This is a genomic window from Algoriphagus sediminis, assembly GCF_030403435.1.
Lineage (GTDB): Bacteria > Bacteroidota > Bacteroidia > Cytophagales > Cyclobacteriaceae > Algoriphagus > Algoriphagus sediminis.
In genome coordinates this window covers 1-23,758 of sequence record NZ_JAUEPH010000012.1, presented here as the reverse complement: position 1 = coordinate 23,758, position 23,758 = coordinate 1, and the positions used below count along the sequence as shown (strand labels likewise).

Annotated in this window: 3 protein-coding genes; 1 reads left to right on the top strand and 2 read right to left on the bottom strand. The window is 43.2% G+C overall.

The features are described 5' to 3' along the window. Positions 1–20,990 (bottom strand): DUF7507 domain-containing protein (locus QVH07_RS17590; protein WP_290003126.1); only part of this gene is annotated, 20,990 nt, incomplete at its 3' end. Between the two features lie 242 nt (positions 20,991–21,232). Next, the gene (locus QVH07_RS17585) at positions 21,233–21,802 is read right to left on the bottom strand and encodes a porin family protein (protein WP_290003124.1); all 570 of its coding nucleotides are present in this window, start codon (positions 21,800–21,802) and stop codon (positions 21,233–21,235) included. Positions 21,803–21,931: 129 nt separating this feature from the next. Between QVH07_RS17585 and QVH07_RS17580 the strand changes: the two genes are divergently transcribed. Further along, positions 21,932–23,542 carry a helix-turn-helix domain-containing protein gene (locus QVH07_RS17580; RefSeq protein ID WP_290003121.1) on the top strand — a complete coding sequence of 537 codons (1,611 nt, stop codon included), beginning with the start codon at positions 21,932–21,934 and terminating at the stop codon, positions 23,540–23,542. Positions 23,543–23,758: the final 216 nt, after the last annotated feature.

Genomic DNA, 23,758 nt, shown 5'->3' with positions numbered 1-23,758 from the left:
ACCGCGTAGTTTGTCGTAACCGTAGCCGTCTGGCCTGGTTGCAAGTCACCCACATTATCATTCTGACCAGTCAATGGATCCGTAATCGTGGTATTGGTTAAGGTCACGTTTCCAGTGTTCTCAACAATCAAGGTATAGGTGATCACATCTCCGGCTTGATCAAAAGTCGTTGGGTTAGCCGTTTTGGTCAAGGAAATACCTGAATTCTGAACTGCTGTAACCGTAGCGCTGGCTGTAGCGGTCTGAGCTGCCTGGTTCGGATCGGTACCTGTGGCGGTAGCTGTATTTACCACCTGCCCGTTATTAACATCCGCTTGAGTCACCGCGTAGTTTGTCGTAACCGTAGCCGTCTGGCCTGGTTGCAGGTCACCCACATTATCATTCTGACCAGTCAATGGATCCGTAATCGTGGTATTGGTTAAGGTCACATTTCCAGTGTTCTCAACAATCAAGGTATACGTGATCACATCTCCGGCTTGATCATAAGTCGTTGGGTTAGCCGTTTTGGTCAAACCAATTCCAGGAGTTTGAATTGCAGGAATTTCCAATCGATCTGTTGAGGAAACTGTTCTTCCATTCAAATCTCTACCCGATGCATTTGCCACGTTTGGAATACTTCCACTATCCACATCCTGTTGAGTGACCGTGTATGTCTCTTGGACGAAGACGACCTGAGTCGGTACCAGCTGACCAATATTTCTATTCAAACTAGTTAACGGATCAGTGACTATGACATCAAACAAGGTCTCATTACCCGTATTGGTTACCTCCAAAGTATAGGTGATCACCTGACCCGCCATATCATACTCTATGACATCAGCTGTTTTTTGCAGTCTCAACGCTGGGTCTTGAACGGCAGTGATCGTGGCGGTAGCTGTTGCACTTACCGCTTGATTATTTGTACCCACACCTGACGCAGTAGCAATATTAACTACCGAGCCATTGTCAATATCAGACTGAAGGATTAAGTAATCCACATTAACAACCTGTGACTCTGTTGGAGCTAAGGTCCCAACATTTACATTGGTTCCAGTGAGTGGGTCTTCAACCACAACGTCGTTGATGGTGATGTTACCCACATTGGTTACCGTCAAGGTATAGAGGATATCTTCTCCTGACGTATTGTAAGTTGTTGGATTCGCAACTTTGGTAAGAGCCAATGCAGGAGACGAGCTCGAAGGTGTTGTCACCTGAGCCTGATCACTTACAGCGGTCTGATCAGCAGCTACTCCGCTAACTTCTGCGTCGTTGGTAATCGAACCATTATCCAGGTCTCCCTGAGTAACCGTGTAAGTAGCAGTAACCACTTCAATTTGCCCTGGAATCATTGTTCCAATATCATCTGACAGTCCGGTCAGTGGGTCAGTCACGACCACATTATCGATGGTTAGATTACCCGAATTGGTTACTGTGAGGGTATACGTAATCACCTCTCCCACTGCATCATAAATATTCAGGTCCGCAGTCTTGGTCAAATCAATTCCAGGAGACTGAATGGCAAGGATAGTTGCAGAATCGGATGTTTCAACATTAACCTGGTTTGGATCAGTTCCTACAGCTGAAGCCGTATTAACCACACTTGCATTATCTACATCATCCTGAGTAATGGTGTATACCACTACTCCCGATCTGGACTGTCCAGGAACAAGGCTTCCAATGTTCACATTGAGATTAGTCAATGGATCAGTTACAGTTACATTATCCAATGTGACGTTACCGGTATTGGTTACCTCGAGATTATAGTTAATTACATCACCCTCTTGATCGTAAGTGTTAGGAGTAGCCAATTTGCTAAGTGAAATTGCCGGAGACTGAATCGCCGTGACGGTAGCGGATGCTCCAGCAAACTGGGTAGACTGGTTAGGATCAACACCCGAAACCGTAGCTACATTTTCCACAAAACCATTGTCCACATCATTCTGAGTGATGGTGTAACTATCGCTTACCGTTTGAACATCTCCAGGAGCAAAGGAACCTAAATTCTGATCTACAATGCCTAGTAGCGGATCATTCAACTCAACAGGGTCTAGGGTCAGGTTACCTGTATTTGTTACAATGAGATTATAGTTTATAACATCCCCTGCCTGATTGTAATCAAGTGGACTAGCAATCTTCTGCAAGGAAATACCAGGGTTCTGTACTGCAGTCACTGTAGCTGAAGCTCCATCCGTGATATTCGGATTTATCGAACTTTCTCCTGTTACAGAGGCAATATTCACGAATTCACCATTGTCTACATCCGCCTGAGTAATGGTGTAGCTACCGGTAACTAGTGCACTTTCAAATGGAAGTAGTGTACCTACATCTTTGTCGGGGCCTAGAGTAATCAGAGGATCATCAATTGTGACATTATTGATAGTAAGATTACCCACATTGATCACAGCCAGTTCATAGTCAATCACATCACCAGCCACATTATAAGTAGAAGGTGTGGGTGTCTTCAACAGTAATAGTCTAGAAGCCTGAAGAGCACTTACGGTTTCAGTGTCCTCATCCCGAACAGGACGACTGAATGGATCGAAACCAATGGCTCCTGCAACATTATCAATTGAACCTCTGTCCAAGTCGGTTTGGATTACGGTGTAAGACGTGTTGTAGGTTAAGCTTTGTCCTGGAGCCAGAGAGGCAATATTTTCATTTAATCCTGTAAGATTATCTATTAAGGTTGTATTGAGGATGCTTAGGTTTCCAGTATTCTCTACTACGATCTCATAGTCAATTACCTGTCCAGGGAACACATAAATTTGAGAGGCAGCAGTCTTGGTCACTTGCAGACTTGGAGCTTTGGTGGTCACCACCCTGGCTTCATCAGTGTCTTCTACCACCGTTGGAATCGCAGCCGTAGTTGTACCCGAAATAGTGGCAGTGTTTACAATGGCCACCTGGGTATCAAAATCAGTTTGGGTAGTGGTATATGTTGTTGAAATCACGGTTGATGCTCCAGGAAGAAGAGTTCCAAGGTCCACATTATTTATTCCTGTGAGCGCATCATTTAATGTAACATCCACCAAAGTGACATTACCTGTGTTGGTTACAGTCAGCTCATATGGTATCTGATCTCCGGCATTCACTACTGTATTCACCAGCGCATCTTTCTGGATGGAAATAGATGGATTTCTACTTGCGATAACTATTGCAGAATCCTGATCCACCAGAGGATTCTGATTGAGAGAACCTATTCCATTACCCGTTGCAGTTGCAATATTGAATACGAAGCCTCGATCAATATCATCCTGATCAACCGTATAGCTCAGGGTTCTCACTTCAGAATTACCAGGAGTAATAGTTGGTAAACTCAATCCAACCGTACCCGTCAAAGGATCATTCAATTCCAGATTTTCCAGAGTGAAATTACCAATATTGATAACCTCAAGCTCATATTCAATAATATCTCCAGGCTGACTATAAGTATTATTGATAGGAGTCTTCACTAGTTCGAGTCCAGCATCATCTTCAGAGACTACTATGGCACGATCGGTGTCAACTACATCAGCCCCATCAACAACCGACTGCCCAATTGCAGTGGCAAGATTTATGAAAATCCTTTGCTGAAGAGCATCTAAGGTTACTGTTCTGTCCACAGAGGTGGTAAAGGACTGACCAGGAGCAAGGTCTCCTACTGTTTGGGTGAAGCTGATCAAAGGATCATCAATCTCCACATTCTCAACAGTCACATTACCAACGTTAGTCACTTCAAAAGTGAATGTGACTACCTCTCCTGCATTGACTACCACTGTAGGACTAGCTGTTTTTTCTAAGTTCAAAGCAGCAGCTACCAATGCATTTATCCTTACATCATCTTGATCTGATACTAGACCTCCCGTTGATATACCATTTACCTCTGCTAGATTCTCTATAAACCCTCTATCAAGATCGTCTTGAGTAACTATATAGGAGGTATTATAGGTTACCGAAGTTTCCGTAGCAGGTGATGCTGAGAGAACTGTTGCAGTAGATGTGAATGAAGTCAGATCATCCGTTACGACTACATCCGTCAGTGTGAGGTTTCCAATATTCTCTACGACTAGAGTATAGTTAATTACCTCTCCAACGCTCTGGAATGATGTTCTATCCGCAGTTTTGGTAATTTGAACATTTGGATTCTGAGCACCAGTAATGATTTCTGTGCTTACGTCTCCTACATCACCACCAAATGGATCCTTACCCGTGACTGAAGCAGTATTTTCTATTTGGCCTAAATCCAAATCCGCCTGAGTGGCATTATAAGTCAAAGTTTGAGTTTCACTCTGTCCAGGATCCAGGTCTGTAATCGAAATTGGGGTAGCAGCGATAAGCGGATCAACTAATTCGATCGAATTAAGAGATACATTACCCACATTAGTCACAGTCAGGAAGTAGGTGATGGTCTCCCCAGCTACCACAAAGCTTTGAGGATCTGCCAGTTTAGTCAGTTCAATGGCAGGAAGAACATCTGCAGGTACGATCACTTGATCATTGGCCCCAACATTTTGATTATTTGGATCAACCGCAGTAACCGTGGCGGTATTTTCTCTTTCTCCCGCATTCAGATCAGACTGAAGAATCAAATAGCTTCCTGTCACAGTCGCTGATTGACCAGGTGCAAGGGAACCCTGAACATTATTGTTAATTCCAGCTATCGCATCATTGAAGGTTACCTGATCCAGCGTAACATTACCAGTGTTCGTAGCCACCAATTGATAACCTATCAAATCATTTACCGAATTGAAGCTATTCTCATTGGCAATCTTCTCCAGAGTTATTGAGGGACTCTGAATCGCACTGATGGTGAAGGTAGCTTCCCGATCAAGAAGATTTTGGGTTGGATCCAAGGCGGTTACACTTGCTGTATTTGGAACCTGTCCATTATCCAGATCCTGCTGAGTAATGACATAGATTCCTGTGACAGTCTTACTTTCTGCCGGAGCCAAAGTACCAAGATCTTGTCCCACGATTTGTACTAATGGATCATCCAAAGTGACTTGATCTAAGGTCACATTTCCAGGATTGGTAATGATAAATTCATACTGAATCTGGTCCCCTACACTTGAATAAGTGGTAGGCGTAGCTTCTTTGGAAATACTTAAATCCGGTGATTGAACCGCTGTTACGATAGCTGTAGCTGTAGCGATCTGGTCGGTCTGATTTGGATCGGTACCAATGGCTGTAGCTGTATTCACAAACAATCCCGCATCAATATCGGCTTGAGTAATGGTATAGTTTCCAGAAGCTGTTTGAGAATCCCCTGGCGCAAGTGATCCAAGAATCTGAGAGTTAATTCCTCCCAATGGATCGTTCAGTTCCACAGGATCCAAGGTTACATTTCCTGTATTTTCTATCACAAAGGTGTAGGAAATGACATCACCTACCGTATCATAAGTTGTTGGGTTTGGTATCTTAGTTAGAGAAATCCCTGGAGTTTGAACCGCATTTACCAACGCATCATCTGTGTCGGAGATGATCATTGCCAATGGGTCAGTTCCCTCCACAGTGGCAATATTTGTCACACTTCCAGCATCTACGTCTGCCTGGGTCACCGTATAAGAGGTGGTTTTTGCGGCAGTTTGACCTGGTACTAAATCACCCACAGTTACATCTGTTCCTGTAAGCGGATCAATAATTTCTGCATTGAGAAGAGTAACATTTCCAGTATTCTCTACCTGAATGGCATATTCTAGGACATCACCCGGAGCATCGTAATCGGCGGTCAGGGCGTCTTTCGTAATCTCAATATCCGGTGTCTGGATCGCTGGAATGAATAGAACATCCAAATCGAACACAAAGTCAAACTTAGGATCAAATCCTTCGGCAAATACTACATTTATTTTACCTCCTGCATCCACGTCATCCTGTGTGGCAGTATAGGTAGCACTTCGAACTTCGGTTTGACCTGGTGCCATCTGACCTATTGGCACTACCAGATTCAGAATAGGATCAATAAAATCAACCGCGAAGAGTGTGACATTTCCAGTATTCGTAACTTCGAATGAATAAGTGATTACATCACCCTCCATACTAAACTCAGAAACATCGGCAGTTTTAATAACTTCGATTTCTCCGATAATAACTCCTACTACAGTTTCAGAATCCTGAAGTTCAAATACTTGACCCCTTGGGTCAGTAGCCACAACGGTAGCAGTATTATTTACCACACCGGCATCCATATCTACCTGCGTGGTAGTATAACTTGTGCTGACTACTTGAACTTCACCGGGCACCAAGGTTCCAATTGCTTGATTCGTACCAGTAAGTGGATCTGTAACCACGACATCTGTAAGTGTTACATTTCCGGCATTAGTCACGGTTAAGGTGTATTCTATGACTTCACCCGCTGCGTCAAATTCATTGGTCAGAGAAACTTTTTCGAAGAATAGACCCGGCATCTGGTCTGCACTGATCGTAAGGTTATCCTGATCTTCTACTTGCTGACTATTTGGATCCAGAGCAGTAGCGGTAGCCACATTATCAATAAACCCAAAGTCAATATCTGCCTGAGTCACAGTATATGTGCTTGTAACTTGAGTGCTTTCACCAGGAATAAGCGTTCCTAGATTCTGATCCAACCCTGTGAGAGGATCTGTGACCTCTACATTCGTCAAAGTCACATTTCCTGCATTACTCACATCTAATGTGTATTCAACCACTTCACCAGCTGTAGTGTAGGTACTCTTATCCGCGGACTTAATTAATTCAATTATCGGATTTTGCACGACAGTCACGGTTACAGTGGACTGGCTTTCTACAGTGACATCCCCTGGATCAATTCCTGTTGCGGCAGCAGTATTTATCACAAATCCTGCATCTAGCTCGGCTTGTGTTACGGCATGCGAAGTAGTTCTCACATTACCCACATTCGGAGCAAGGGTACCTACATTTTCCGAGAGATTAGTCAGTGGGTCTATAACCGTTACATCCCGAAGCGTAACGTTACCCGTGTTCCGAACATCGAGTTTGTACTCAATAATCTCTCCTAAGGTATTTACCTGACTTTTATTTGCAGTCTTCTCAAGTAAGATATCTGGACTCTGGATTGCTATCACTGTTACCGTGGCCTGATCATTAACCGTTTGCCCAAATGGACTTACACCAGCTACCGCGGCAAAATTGATTACCGCACCAGCATTAAGATCAGCCTGGGTAATCACATAGCTGCCTGTGACTGTTTGCACATCCTGTGGAGCAAAGTCTCCAAGATTCTGATTGATTCCCAAAAGATTGTCAGCAACGACCACATCGCTTAGGGTAAGGTTACCCGTATTTTGTACGACAAGAGAGTAGTTAATAACATCCCCAACTGCATCATAATCTGAAACATCAGCGAATTTGATCAGACTAATATCAGGTGCGCCATCCACGATGGAAATCGCCCTATCCGCGTCACTATAAATAACAGAACCTGGACCTTGACCTTCAGCGAGGGCTGTATTCCTAACGAATCCTCGATCCAAATCATCTTGCGTAACGAAGTAGCTTCCAGTGAATGTAGCGGATTCAGTGGGCTGTAATACACCCAAGTCCGTATTTACTCCAATCAATGGGTCATCCAAAATGACTGGGTCAAGGGTCAAATTACCCGTATTGGTGACGACAAAGGTATACAACAGCTCTTCACCTACCTGTGCGAATCTCAATTTATCCACAGATTTCCGAAGCCTGATTTCACCTGCTTGATTTGCTAAAACTCGCAATGAATCTTTCGCAAAAATCGGCTGCCTCAATGGAGTAAAGAATATCGCATCAGCCTCATTATCTATGAAGCCGGCGTTCATATCGTCCTGAGTAACAGTATAAGGCCTGGTGAAGGTTAGACTTTCTGAAGGTGAAAGATTTTGATTTGTTTCAAATAAGCCAATTTTTGCATCAGCTACTCGCCCCCCAGTCAAGGTGAGGTTACCAGGGTTGGATATTACAATGGTGTAATTGATGACATCACCAGCATTGTCAACCGACCCTACATCAGCAGATTTTTCCAGAGTCAATCTGGCATCTCTCAAGACAGGAATTCTCAAAGAGGCCTCATCAGTTACTTGTACCCCATTGAGATTTTCCCCTGCAGCTGTCGCAGTATTCCGGATAGCTAAGAAATCAATATCAGCCTGTGTAACTGTATAGTTTCGAGTATACACGAGAGGTGGATCACCTGGCGCCAAAGTGGCAACAGTCTCATCGAGTGATACAAGAGCATCTACAGTGTTAACCTGGAAGAGCGTCTGATTGCCTACATTTTCAACCTCAATGGTATATTCAATGATCTCACCAGCAGAAGCGACTTGAGCCTTATCAGCCGTCTTGGTAATCTGAATAGTAGGGTTCTGAACACCTTGGACTATCTCGGTTGCCTCTTCACGAACATTCGCTCCGCTGATTCCTCCACCTTCGCCTCTTCCGCTAACAGTGGCAATATTCACCACCTCGCCTACATCTATATCATTCTGATCAACTGTATAAGTAACCGTTCGTGTGATCGACTGACCTACATTGAGTGTACCTATGGTTTCATTAAAGCCTGTATTATCATCTTCTAATACGACATCAATAAGAGTCACATCACCAGTATTGGTAACGATTAGCTCATAATCAATTTGATCCCCAGGAGCCGAATAGCCAGATTTCTTGCCGATGGCAAACTTATCTATCTCAACAGCCGGTCTACCCGTAGAAACTGCGAAGGCCACATCTGTAGCAGAAATAACCGATTGGTCTGGTTCTAAAGCATTGACAGTTACGTCATTTCGGATGATTCCACTTGGATCATCAACATCGGCTTGAACTACTGTATAGGTGAATGATCTTGTAATCGAAGCTGCAGGAGCTAGAGACCCTAGGTTTTCAAAATAACCAATGCGAGGATCATCAATAACCACAGGATCCAGTGTGACATTGCCGGTATTGGTAATGATAAAGTCATAGACAAGTTCTTCTCCTGCAGATTGGAAAATTCTCGGGGTAACAAGTTTCCTTACCTGCACTCCTCCCAATTGAATGCCCTGAACTGTCCAGGAATCATTCAACTCGAGTACTCTTCCATTTGGAGTTTCCGCATTGACTGTTGCAGTATTTACGAAATCCCCAGCATCCAAATCTGTTTGAGTGAAATCATAAGTTACTTGGATAACGGTGCTTGCTCCAGGATCAAGGGTGAAGGTTGGACTGGTGTAGCTGAGCTTCGTATCATTAATTACTACATCCGTGAGCGTGATGTTTCCAGTATTTCTGACCTCCAGGTCATACGTGACCTGCTGACCTGGTTCAAAGTAGAAGAATCGATCCCCAGTTTTTGTAAATTCTATCTGCTCGATCTGGTTTGCCAGAACCTCAACTGAATCTGCATCGATTACCTGTACTGGAGCTGGAGATGTCGCGGTAACTGTAGCAGAATTTATAAAACCACCATTATCCAAATCCGCTTGAGTCACAGCGTAACTACCTGGAATGACCGTGCTAGCTCCTACCTGAAGCTCGCCTATAGATGCATTTAACCCAATTCTATTATCGACAAGGATGGTATTTGTTAAGGTCTGATTACCTGTATTGGTTACTTCCAGCTCATAATTTATTACTTCTCCTACGTTGGTATAAGGACCATTTGGAGTCGTTTTAAGTAAGGCAATCTCAGGATTTTGAATGGCTCTGACCGTTGCAGAACCTACGTCTTGAACGGTGGTAGCAGATGGATCTCGGCTTACTCCAGTAGCAGTAGCTGAGTTTACAAACAACCCTGCATCCACATCATCTTGGAGTATGGTGTAACTGGTTGTGTAAACCTCAACCTGACCCGGATCTAATGAGCCTACAGTCACTGTGAGACCCGTTTCATTATCGACCAGCTCCACATTATCAAGGGTGACATTTCCGACATTCTCCACTTCAATGTCATAATTAATCACCGTACCGGCCTTATTATATACGCTTCGGTCGGCAGTTTTCACCACATCAATCTCAGGATTCAGCACTGCTGGAACAGTAACTTCATTAGTGACAGCTTCCTGCGTGGTACTATTGCGATCCGCAGCCACACCTGTTGCAGTTGCAGTGTTTGAGTAGCTTCCTGCGTCAAGGTCATCCTGCTCTACTATATGTCTAGCTGCTACGTTTATAGTTTGGCTTGGAGCAATAGAAGGAATAGGGTTGTTCGAAATGATATCCGCATTCGGATCTGTAACATTGATATTTAATAAGGTTACATTTCCTGTATTTGTAACAGAAATTACGTATTGAATTTCTTGACCCACAGCGCTATAGGAGGATGTAGCTGTTGATTTTCTTGCAGCGATTCCAGGATTTTGAATGGCAGTAATTATAACCTCATTTGATAGATCCTGAACTGGAGCTGCTTGTGGTGTTTGTCCATTAACCGTAGCTACATTTCTATATTCTCCAGCATCAAGATCAGCCTGAGTAATGTTATGCGTTGCCGTAATACTTCTACTTTGGCCTGGTGCCAATTTAAATTGACCCGTAGAAATCACTGTGTTTGGATCCGTTACCAGGATTTTATTCACGGTGACATTCCCCAAGTTGGTGACAACCAAATCATAGGTAATACGCTCTCCAACCTGATCATACGTAGGCTGTCTCGAGCTTTTTACTATTTCTAGTATTGGATTCTGAATTGCCGGAATCGTGACAGTATTAGAGTTCCTGGAAATTTGCTTATTGTTAGGGTCGAGTCCAGTGCCCGAGGCCGTATTCATGTATTGTCCGGCATCCAAATCTGCCTGAACCACCGTATGAGAAGCCGTGACCGTGGCTACCTCACCAGGACTCAGCACTGCTATTGGACTACCTGTATCGATAATAGCCTTAGGGTCTGAAATGGTCAATGCCGTAAGGGTCACATTACCCGTATTCTCCACTAGTAGTGTATAATTCAACACATCGTTTACTGCATCATAGGAAGCTGTGCTGGTTGCCTTGGTAATGGTAAAGTCTGGAGTTTGTACAGCTGGAACAATAACCCTGTTTGTTGTTCTTTTTAGGGTACCCCCATCAAGTTCTTCTGCACTGATATCAGCACGGTTTTCATACTCTCCTGCATCCAAGTCTGCCTGAGTTACTGTGTGTGTCGCATCCACGATGACCGTTTGGCCGGGGGCCAAAGAAGCAATTGGGTTATCGTTGGGATCAATTTCCGCCTTCGGATCGGTGATGGTCACATCAAACAGGGTCACGTTCCCAGTATTTTCTACCGAGATCTCGTAGTTAATTACATCCCCTACCATGTCATAGTTAGGAGTAGAAGAAGACTTAGCTACTTTTAATTTCGGATTCTGAGTAGCCAGAAGAGTCTTGCTATCCGTTGCCTGAAGAACTCCACCATTCAGATCAGTTCCTCGGGCTGTTGCAACATTCACTATTTCACCCACATCCACATCTTCCTGGGTAGTGAAGTATTCTACATCAAATGCCACAAACCCATTTGGTGCGAGGACCGGAATTAATGTGTCAAAACCAACCTTTGGATCAGAAATTCTCAGATCAAAAATGCTCACATTTCCACTATTCTGAGCATAGATATTATAGTCTATCTGCTCCCCTGGCAAGAAATATTCACTTTGCTTCACCCCTTTGGCAAAGTTCAAACCAGGCGTCTGCGCCCCATTGATGATTTCTGTATCACTGTCTGAGATGGAACCTCCCGCTGGGGTAACAGCTACTGCTTCGGCCGTATTCAGAATAGTACCTGCGTCAATATCTCCTTGAGTAACAATATAGTTTTCCGTGTACGTGAAGCTTTGACCTACTCCCAGGAATCGAATGACGTCATTCAATCCAGTTTTATTATCTGTTACAGCTACGTCAGTGAGATTTACATTACCCGCATTTTCAATAACAATAGAGTAGGTAAGTGTCTCCCCTACAGCATTGTAACCGCTTTGCTGAGCGTTTTTCGTCACCACAATCACTGGATTCACTATGGCAGGTATGGTATCCTGACCGATAGCTGGATTCAAATTACCCTGAGCTGGGGTACCAGTGGCAGTTGCTACATTGACAAATTCGCCATTATCAACATCATCCTGGTTAGTCGTATAATTAGCGGTATAGGTCCATACCTCAGTAGTCTCCAGCTGGCTATTTCCATTTAGGTCTCCTCCTCTGAAGGTTGGTCCTGAATCAACTCCCGGATCTACAACTGTAATGTTACTTATGGTTACGTTTCCGGTATTGGAGAGCAATAAGGCATAACTCAATGCCACTCCAGGCTGATCATAGCTATTCGGCGATGTAGTGCTGATCTTATCTAGTTTCCATCCTGGCAGAGCGAGAGCCGGAACATCTTCATCATCTTTCACATTAGGTAGATTGCCTCGGACAAGATCGCCACTGGCAGTTACTTCATTCAAGTATCGACCTGCATCAAGGTCAGCCTGGGTAATAGTGTAAGAAGCAGAATAAGTCCATGATTCTCCCACATCCAAATCATTGTTGGAATTATCATCTCCAGAAACCAAATCAGGTCCTACATCAGCCCCGGGATCTGTGACATTCACATTGCTGATCGTCACATTCCCTTCATTGGTCAGGATGATCTCGTAGTTTATAATTTCACCAACAGCCCTGAAATTTTTAGGATTATTGGTCGAAACCTTGGTGATTGACCAATCTGCATTCACATCAGCTCTTACACGCTCATCGCCACTTTCGGATATGTTTGAATTATCCGGTAAATTACCTTCAGCTGTAGCTGTATTATCAAATCTCGTATTATCTACATCTGCCTGAGTGGTGGTATAGCTTGTAGTATACGTCCATATTTCTCCTGGAGAAAGTATATCATCATTACCATCATCGCCATCGACAAACACTGGTGTAGAAGTTTTTGGATCAGATACATCCACATTGGTCACTGTGATGTTACCCGTGTTCTCTACCGTGATGGTATAATTAATTTCTGTTCCCGGTGTATCAAACTCGCTTATATCTGCCGTCTTCTCTACCTGAAGTTCTGGATTTTGATTTACAGGAGTTCTTACTGACTCATTTAAAGTCACCTTCCCTCCATCTATATCAGCCACCAATTCCGCGTCATTTTCTACGAAACCTCTATCCAAATCTGCCTGAGTAACGGTGTATTGGGTAGTATACGTAATGGTTTGACCTGGATCCAGACGTGGCTCACTTTCAGATAGTGAAGTGAGTGGATCATCCGTATTTAGATTGAAATAGGAAAGATTACCAGAATTTACAATCTGAAGCTCATAATCAATGACATCGCCTACATTACTTACACTTGATGGACTTGCAGTTTTAGTAAATCGGATGCTTGGATTCTTAGATGCAATTACTGTAACTGTTTGAGAGTCCGACACTGGCTGACCGAATGGACCTCGGGCGTCAACTTCAGCTGTATTAACCACACTACCTGCGTTCAGATCATCCTGTGTGGTAGGGTAGGCCGCTGTGTAAGTCTGAGTATCCGTAACAGAAAGCACAGGCAGTGTCACATCTAATCCAGTCAATGGATCAGTGATTCGAACTGAATTCAGGGTGACATTTCCGGTATTTCTAACCAGAATAGTATAATTCAATTCATCTCCAGCAGAGTCATACCCTTTTTCAGCAACGGATTTGACGATATCCACCTTTGGATTTTGAGAACCATTAAGTTCGACGGCTGAAACATCCCTCACCGTAGTTGGAAGTTGAGGAGCCGTTCCTTCTACCTCCGCCACGTTCAAAATTCTGCCTTGATCGAGATCTTCCTGTGTAATGGAATAATCTACCGTAAACACCTGAATCTCACCAGGCGCTAAGTCTCCTATAGGATTAGAATATGAAAGCTGGGAATCCTCTAAAAGGACATTTTCAAGGTTGACATTCCCATTATTTCGTACCCTTAACTCATATTGGATGACTTCACCCTCAAAGGAGTAACCAAATGCCAGGGCAGTTTTTTCTAGATCAATACTTGGTCTTGAAGATCCACCGATGAAATTGGAATCTCCATCACCTACATCACCGCCATCTGGATCTTTACCGGTTACAGTGACGGTATTGGTTAGACTGCCCCGATCTATATCATCTTGAGTGATGGTATAAGTCCCTTGATAGGTCCAAATCTCCGTAGGGTCAAGTTCATTATCATTATCTGTATCATCCCCGATGAAGGTCAGTGGATTGATAAGCGGATCGTCTACTACAATGTCTGAAATAGAGACGTTACCCGGGTTTCTGACTACAATAGTATAGGTAATTACTTCACCTACTGCATCAAACGTATTTGGGCTAGAAGTCTTTACCACATCAAGATCAGGATTCTTCGAACCTGTCACTACATCCGAATCCCCATCCGTTATTGTATCATTATCCGGATCGGTACCTGTTGCCGTGGCGTTATTCGTAACCGTTCCATTATCTACATCATCCTGGGTGACTGTGTATGAACCCGTGAATGTCCATATTTCACCAGGATCTAAAATGTCATTTCTTCCAGTTCCTGATGGGGGAGATAAATCACCTGCTATATAGGTAAGGGAAATCAGGTCATCGTCGACTACCACGTTATCAATTCGGGTATTTCCATTATTCTCCACCAAAATTGAATAGGTCAGAACATCACCCGCTGCATCATATCCCTGCTGGCCTGCCACTTTGACTAGGTTGATGGAATTTGTTTTGGAGCCATTAATTATGACGGTATCCGCATCGGTAAGCGTATTATTATCTGGATCGGTAACCTCTACTGACACTATATTTTCCACAGTTCCTCTATCAATATCATCCTGTGTCACCGTGTAATTACCTTCGTAAATCCAGGTTTCACCCACGTCCAGATTACCTATCGTCGGATTATCACCTGAAACCAGATTGAGGTCGCTAGGATCAATGATGGAATCGTCAATTGAAACATTGTCAAGTGTAACATTACCTGTGTTTTCAATTTCTATAGTATAGGTTATTATATCACCAGGATTATTAAAGCCTACATTGGTTGTGGATTTGTTTACTTCAAAAGAAGGCTGTTTGTTAGGATTAGAAACTGCATCATCTCCATCTTCTACAGTTCCACCTTGTGAATCTTCTCCTGTAACGCTCGCCGTATTCGTCACCGGACCATTGTCCACATCATTTTGCGTCAGGGTATAGGTATCCGTATAAGTGAATGATTGGCCAGGTGCCAAATCAGGTACTGGAATCACACCGGCGCCAAAGAATGGATCGGTCAGTTCAAGGTCAGATAGACTTAGATTACCATCATTCGTTATGACTATTTCATAGGTGAGGACTTCACCAGCCATGGAGTAAGTACCTGGGTTTACGCTCTTAGTTAGATCCACAGATGGATCAAAAACCGCAGTAATGGTTTCATCATCTGTAGCAGGAGGCAGCGTACCTCCTGGTGGGACACCTGAAGCCGTTGCAGAATTAGTAAATGATCCCGAATCAACATCAGCTTGCTCGATATCATAGGTTGCGGTATAGGTCCATACTTCATCTGGATCAAGCTTCCCATCTCCGTCGGTATCTCCGGAGACAAAAGTAGGTCCAGAAGTCGCCTTAGGATCTGTTACATCTACCTGATCAATAGAAACATTACCCGTATTATCGATAATAATGGTATAGGTAATGGTCTCTCCTGCCTGATCATAAGTGGCAGATGATGCATCCTTGGTTAGGGTCCATGAAGGGTTTGGAGTGGCCGTGGCTGTGGCATCATCTGAAATCTCTTGAAGATTTCCAGCAGGAGATTTCGCCGTCGCGTCCACAGTGTTTGTAAAGCTTCCTGCATCTACATCTGCTTGGGTCACTGTGTAGGTAGCAGTGTAAACCCATGTTTCTCCTACATCCAAGGTGCCTGTGTTGGATATATCCCCTGTTGCCAGAGTTGGTGCTTCCGTTTTCAGGTCGAAAACGGCAACGTTAGTAATGCTTACATTCCCCGTATTTTCTACCTCGATGGTATAGCTAAGTACATCGCCCGCATTTTCATAAGTTCCTGGAGCATCCACATTCTTTTCAATAGCCCAATTCGGCATTCGATCCGAAGGCACAAATAGGCTAGCATTATCATCAGGTAAAGCTCCAAGAGTAGATTCTCCTGAAACGGTAGCAGAGTTATTTACCCCACCAGCGTCTATATCTGCTTGAGTCACCGTATAATTGGCCTCGTATGTCCAGGTTTCTATTGGGTCAAGCGAATCATTTGAATTAGTGTCTCCATCTGTGAGAGTAAGAGGAGATCCCGAGATCAGAGGATCATTGACTACAATGTTATCCAGAATAAGGTTACCATTATTTTCTACCTGTATGGTGTAGCGAATTACCTCACCGGCATTGCTTACCGAAGTTTTATCGGCGGACTTCGTAATATTAAATCTCGGTGTCTGTGCCGCATTTATGTTCAGGTTTGCCTCCTTATCTATGGAAGAGCCAGGATTAGATGGGTCATCTGTCGATACAGATGCAGTATTACTTATGCTACCATTTTCTATATCAGTTTGGGTAACAGTATAGGTTGTGGTGGCCACGACTGTTTGACTCGGTGTCACAGTTGGAATAGTGGTGGTAAGTCCGGTAAGCGGATCATTAATTTCCACATCTGTCAACGTGGTATTCCCTGTATTGACCACAATGATGCTGTAAGTAATTACTTCGCCATCCTGACTATATCCAGTCTTATCCGCCGCTTTACCTACATTATAATTCGGAACCTGTACAGCCTGAATGGTTTCATCATCCGTGGCATCAGTAAGATTTCCTTGAGACGGATCGCCTGTGGCGGTCGCCGTATTGGTAAAGCTTCCGGCATCCAAGTCATCCTGTACGACAGTGTGTTGGGCGTCGTAAACCCAAGTCTCGCCGGGAGCCATAATTTGATCATTCCCAAGATCTCCGGAAGCATAAACGGGTCCTGGAGGATCTGCATCCGGATCGGTTACTACTACATTGGTAATAGTTACGTTACCAGTATTGGACACTCGGATCTTATAATTCAGTACTTGTCCTAATTGGCTATAGGGCTTATCATTACTGGTTTTATCTAAGACCAATTCAGGATCAGGAATTACAGGAATATCCACAGTATTTGAGCTCAATGGAGATTCTTTACCGGTCGGTAGTGTACCTCCTGAAGGTGTTCCTGTTGCGGTTGCAGTATTTGAGTAACTTCCGGCATCGATGTCCGCCTGAGTCACTGTATAACTACCAGTGTAGGTCCATGCTTCACCCACATCTAGATTTCCAGGGTTAGAAATATCTCCTGAATTCAAGGTTAAATTCGGAATTTGAGGATCAGCTACCTGAGCATTTTCTATCGTCACATTTCCAGTGTTGTTTAAAACAATCTCGTAATCCAAAACATCTCCGACCGCAGCATAGTCTGTGTCTGAACTTGATTTGGAGATTACCCAATCAGGAGATTGAATTGCTGGAATATCAACCGTATTTGAGCTCAATGGAGATTCTTTACCAGATGGTAGGGTTCCTCCTGATGGTGTGCCCGTAGCCTCAGCAGTATTCGAGTAACTTCCGGCATCGATGTCCGCCTGAGTCACTGTATGACTACCAGTGTAGGTCCATGCTTCACCCGCGTCCAGATTTCCAGGGTTAGAAGTATCTCCGGAAGTCAGGGTTAAATTCGGAATTTGAGGATCAGCTACCTGGGCATTTTCTATCGTCACATTTCCTGTATTGGTCAATACAATTTCATAGTCCAATACATCTCCAACTGCTGCATAGTCTGCGTCTGGACTTGATTTGGTAAGTTCCCAATCTGGAGTCTGAACCGCCGGAATATCCACAGTATTGCTGGTGGCCGGAGCAAGTGTACCCCCAGCCGGAGTTCCAGTAGCTGTTGCCGTATTGGAATAGCTGCCCGCATCGATATCGGCTTGGGTTACTGTGTGACTTGCCGTATAGGTCCAGACTTCCCCTGGAGTCATTATATTATCTGAGCCTGTATCTCCTGTAAAATTAGAGCCAACTATCGCATTAGGGTCGGTCACAGTTACTCCTGAAATGCTCACATTTCCGGTATTAGTCAGGGCAATCTCATAAGTGAGTACATCACCTACTGCGTCATATTCATTTGGGCTAGTAGTACTTGATTTGGTAATGGTCCAAGATGGGTTCTGGACCGCATTTACTGTCTCTGAATCTCTTTGCTCCACCATTGGACCGGCAGCAGAGTTTCCATTTACCCTCGCGGTATTGGTGAAGAACCCTCTGTCCAGATCTGCTTGAGTGGTTCTGTAGCCAGTAGCATAGGTCCAAGTCTCCCCCGGATTCAAAATACCATCCTGTTGTTCCGGTCCAGGAAGAAGACCTGGAGAAATGTTGATTGTCTCATCAAAAACATCAACAGATGTAATATTTACATTACCTGTATTGGTTACAAAAAATTCATAAATAATCGGCTGTCCCACTGAACCGAAAGAAGTAGACCGAGCTACTTTATCAAGCGTCCAGTTTGGATTTTGAACCGCCAGAACAGTCACGGAATTGCTGATGGCCGGAGTCAAAGTACCCCCTGCTGGTGTCCCAGTAGCCGTAGCCGTATTGGTGTAGCTGCCTGCATCAATGTCTGCCTGAGTGACATCATAGGTACCTGAATAAATCCAAACCTCTCCTGGTTCTAATACAAAAGGAGTACCTACATCTCCAGACAGCAAAACAATGTTTGAGGAGATATTTGGGTCAACAATATTTACTGAACTAATGTCGACATTCCCTGTATTTTCCAATTCTAAGGTATAATCGAGGATATCCCCAACGACATTATATTCCGGAGTAGTGGTTGACTTGGTCAATTCCCAATCTGGAACAGCAGGTCCTGTGGCAAAGGCAAATACAGCCCCATTCGGCAAGTTTACTCCATTGAAAATCAGTTTTGGACTGCCAAAGGCATTGGGAACAATCTGCTGAACAGTTCCGTTCGAAAAGTCTCCATCTCCGTCTTCGTCGATCAGCAAACGATAGTTATTTATGTCCGAGGTACCGCCCGTGGTGGTGATTCCATTAAAATCAAAGGCCAAATCAACCGCCCCAGGGTCTCCAGTTACCTGAACTTTCCATTCTCTGCCAAGTCTGTAGAAATCAAGTCCAGCAGGTAAATCCGATAATTGCTCCGTCAATGCGCCATTATCATGGCCCATCATCAAAAAGTCCCCATCATCTAGCGATGAAGGATTGCTCAAAACGATATTTCCTGCGCCAGACTGCCCGGTGCCATCACCACTTCCGGTGTCGATGCTGTTACTTTGGCTTTGATTTAGGCCTTCTGAATCAAGACGCCCAATACCAAATACATCATTCCAATAGTTTGTATTATCCCAAACCGGAGTGGGTGTTCCTCCTCCTGAAGGAATTACATAGGCACCAATGCTAGGATCGAGAGTAATTCCATATTTTATGGCGAGGTACGATTGTACTTTGTTTCGATCGGCTGCAGAAAGTAATGAAGGATAATGGACTAATTCAGCAATATCAACAGTTGCATACCCACCATTATAGAACGCAAAATTTAGCGGATTACCTGAGGCTTGATCATTATATCCTCCACTACCAGATGTACTTGACGGTGCTCCGTTTAATTGCAGATCAAATGTAGAGCCCGAGCTGGCTGTGCTTGCAGCAAGATCAGCCAAGGCTACTTGTCCAGCACTTACCGTTCCCACCGGGGTTACTGTTTGGTTTTGTTGTACCAATGCACCTTCGGAATTTCCACCTATAGCCCATGCAGAGGTACCACTAGAATAATTAAATACCACTTGCGAGCTGCCAGTCTTCCTGAAAACGACAAACTGAGTCCCAACATCAAATCCACCATCTGAGCCTAAGATTGGACCTGCAATGGTTGGTGTGGCCAATGCCTCTGTATTTGAGGAATTGAAAGAAATAGAAGGGTTAAAATTAATTTGCGCACTTGAGGATGTATTGTTATAGGTTGGTGGGTTGGCTCCAGTTCGGGTTGTGGCATCAGCTGCTGTTGCCAGGCTACCTTGGTTAGCCCACGTAAATGTACCCGTTGTTACTCCATCATCTGCCTTATACCACAGGTTAGCCCCAGCTACACCACCTGGCGGTGGGTCGTTATCTTCGATGGTTATGGTAAGCTGACCTATGTAGCCGTCGCCATTAGCATCCAGGTTTTGAACATCTCCCGAAACAGAGGCGATATTTATCACTAGGGTGCGGCTTCCTTGCGCCAGTGCATCATCTATTAATGATATACCGATTGGAATGGAATCCGCCAAACCATAATCGCCTATTCCCGGAATATTGAGTGTTTTATTGGGAAAATTAAAGTCGACTCCTTCTACTGCTGTGGAGCTTGGATCTACAGAAAAGGTTACACTTGAAGCACTGGCTACATTTCCATTTATAATAATACTCGGATCAAAGGACGAATCATCCTCTGTCACCGTGGCAGCACTTCTTGGAAATTCGGTAAGACCGTCCAAACTTATGGTAACATCATCGAGGAAATTTCCACTTCCTCCGGTCGCAGGTACTACTGCTTCGAAACCAATTTCGTAAATTCCGGTAGCTCCTGTGAAAGTAGCAGTACCTGAAGCTCGGCTCCAACCTGTGCCAGAAGTTGTATTCGAATTTAGGACTTGTACTTTGGTGGTACCTGCTTGGTCATATACACTAAATTCAACAGTTTCATCTGATCCACCTCTTCTTCTGTGAAAATATTCAAAGTCGATTCTCTCCCCATTAACTAGATAAACGACCTGATATAATCGGGATGGAGATACTACGTTTAGTTCAACATGATAATCTCCAGATTGAGAATTGATGCCGTTAAAACCAGACCGCCAATGTTCAATTGGAAAATCTTTCCCTTGAAATGAAGGGCTGGTAGAAAACCAACCATCAATCTCGGGGTTTGAGGCTGCTTGAGAGCGAGGGTACTGGACGTTTGAGTGAGGAACAATGGATCCTGTCTCAAAAGACGGATTGACAATTATGCGGTTTTGCGCAAAAGATGAGGCTGCTAAGCCAGAAATCAGGCAAAGGATAAAAAGAATCCGAAGGGTTCTGAACAGATAAAAATTTTCCATCTAAAGGGTTTTATCAAGATTTACAAAATTGAATAGAGGTCAAAATTACAATCCTATATTCTGAATCCTATTCAATTATGAGCAAAATATAAAATAAAGCAGGCTTTTCAGCAATTATTCGATGAATGTTAAGAATAAAAAAATTTTAAGCTAATGCTCTCAAATGCCCTTAAACATAGATTTTGAAATCTTGGGATAAAAAAAAGTGAGACTTTGCCTCACTTTTTTATCAATACTCTCCTCTAAAATCTTAAACCCGCGGTCCAGAATATTCCACGCGTATTTCCGAGATCAATCTGATCTATGTCGGTTTGTAAATTATTTAGTGACCACTGATACGTCCAGTCAAGATAAAAAATAGCAATATCAATACCCACACCTGCGAACACTCCCCACTGTGGAGATTCTACCATATCCTTATCCAGAAAATCGCTGTTCGTACCTGTTACAATGAGGCTTGAGCCCCCTCCAAACACTCTTAATCCAGCAAAAGAATCTGCGTTTCCTAGAACATCGAGTCCAACAGCAACAGGAATTCTGATTCCACTATACGTGGCATCAGTCACAGGCAGGTTGCCTACTGGTTGTACTTCAAATGAATTGGTCTGATAAAATACTCCAGGCTCAAAGTAAAATTTTTCGCCAAAAGCCACACTTGCTCCCACTTGCCACCCAATTTGCCCTGAAGCATCTACCCCATCTCCGGTGATATTGGTTGTGTTCACACCTACACCCGGCTTGATTTGTGTCTGTGCAAAAATAACTCCTACCGATAGTAGAAATAATCCGATAGTTAAAACATTTTTTTTCATGTGATATTGGTTTTTGAATGATGAAATTTCACCAAATATTAATATCCATGGATAAAATTGAATCATTAAAAAATAACAGTAGTTGTTTTTTTTGTAAAAAATGTAATTTTTCAATGTAATTTTTAAAGAATGAAAAAGGTACTTATTTCAGTTTTAATCCTTTTCCCAACGTTTTTGTCTCTGGGGCAAGACACTTTATTCATGGATAGGCATGAATTTGATAGTCCTGTACAAAATGTTTTTGATGCAGAGGGGCAGATTTACTTAAAAACTACTGTCAGTTTATATCAGCTTCAGGGTCAAAATTGGAAAAAGATAGATCAGGGCTTTGATAAGCGATACATTTTTTATGATGAAAATTTCTATGAATCAGACTTTATTCCTGATAAAGATTTGTTTGATATAAGCTCAATGGAGGAATTAATTCCTCAGCGGGGAAAATTCATTGCCACGGCAGCGAGAAAAGGTTCTAGATTTTTTGTAGCAAGTGGTAGTATGCTTTTCGAATATGAAATTAGAGAACATTACACCAAAAGTTACCATAATAAATCCATACGCGATATTTACCTAAACGATTCCCTAAGGGTCATTTCTACCTATTCCGGGATTTATGTTAACGATTCCATCCTGCTTAAAAGCCCGAATTATTCCAATGGCCCGCTTACAAACATTGATTCAACTTTTTATTTGACCTGGGACGAAATAAGCATTTTCTTCCCTCCTGATTCTACCAGGCTTATTCAGAATTCAACCAACCTATTTTCGGGAAAAGCGAGGAAGATCATGAAGTGGAAAAAAAATCTATACACTTTGCATACCCGGGCCTTTTCAAAGGTTTTGGATGAATTCGAACTTCTTCCCATACATCAGGGGCTGGAATATTTAGATCTAGAAGTTTTTCAGGATAAGTTGACTTTTTCCACCGCAGAGGGATTTCTCCTGACCTGGGATGAAATGAGATTAGATACTCTGGCAGCTTTGTCTACCAAAATAACTGATCTCTATCCCGCAGAAGACCGCCTATTTTTGAGTACAAATACTGGGTTATTTGTCTGGGATCATAAAAGTCAATCAATTTCCCAAATTGCCGAGATACCAAATGTGGTGATGACTTCTCTGGATGATTTTAATAATCTTTGGATTTCAACAGAAGGCGGGTTGTATATTCTCACCAATGAGAGTCAGGATTTAATTCCTGTTATATCTAACGTGGAGTTTAATCGGGAAGCTTTGTTACTAAAAGACGGATATCTATATGTCGGGGCGGTGGATGGACTCTACCAATTAAATACCTACGAAATCCAAAAATCCTTTATCCCACAGGAATTAAACAAACTCAATTTAGCCAAATCAGGTATTGATTCTCAGACGTTTTGGTTCATTCTATTTCTTTCAATGGGATTAGTCTTGGGTTTTGGCTATTGGTATCTCAGAACAAAAAATAAATCAATCAGGCAAAATCTGCCAGCTAATCCGAATCCCTGGACTCTTGACAATCTTGAAACCTTGATTCAAGAAAGTAATATTCAAACCGTGGAGAGCCTTGCCTCTGCTTTAAATACCAATACGGTTCAACTGAATCGAAAATTCAAAAAACTGGGAACCACCCCAGGAAAGTTTCTTAAGAAAGTGAGGATAAAAAAGGCCAAAAAGTTATTGAAAGAAGGCGTGAGCCTGGAAGTCATAAGCGAAAAAATGGGTTATTCAATCAATCTCCTGAAGAAGGAGTTGAATATTTGAGGCTATGTTTCTCCTTCGTCCAAAGCAATAATTCAGAATTTCTGCTGCCAAAATAACCACCAATTCTACCATTTTAATAATAGCTATTGCAAAACAAAAGCCCCTCAAATGAGGGGCTTTTTGTGTTATGTTAAGTCTTGAATTATTCTTGGCTGAGGATTACTCCTCTTCCATCGTATCCACTTTCTTCTTTCGACCTGTGTAGCTGAAGCTTGA

Coding starts and splice junctions, on each gene's coding strand:
- QVH07_RS17585 (WP_290003124.1), bottom strand. CDS start 21,802: ATGAAAAAAAATGTTTTAACTATCGGATTATTTCTACTATCGGTAGGA.
- QVH07_RS17580 (WP_290003121.1), top strand. CDS start 21,932: ATGAAAAAGGTACTTATTTCAGTTTTAATCCTTTTCCCAACGTTTTTG.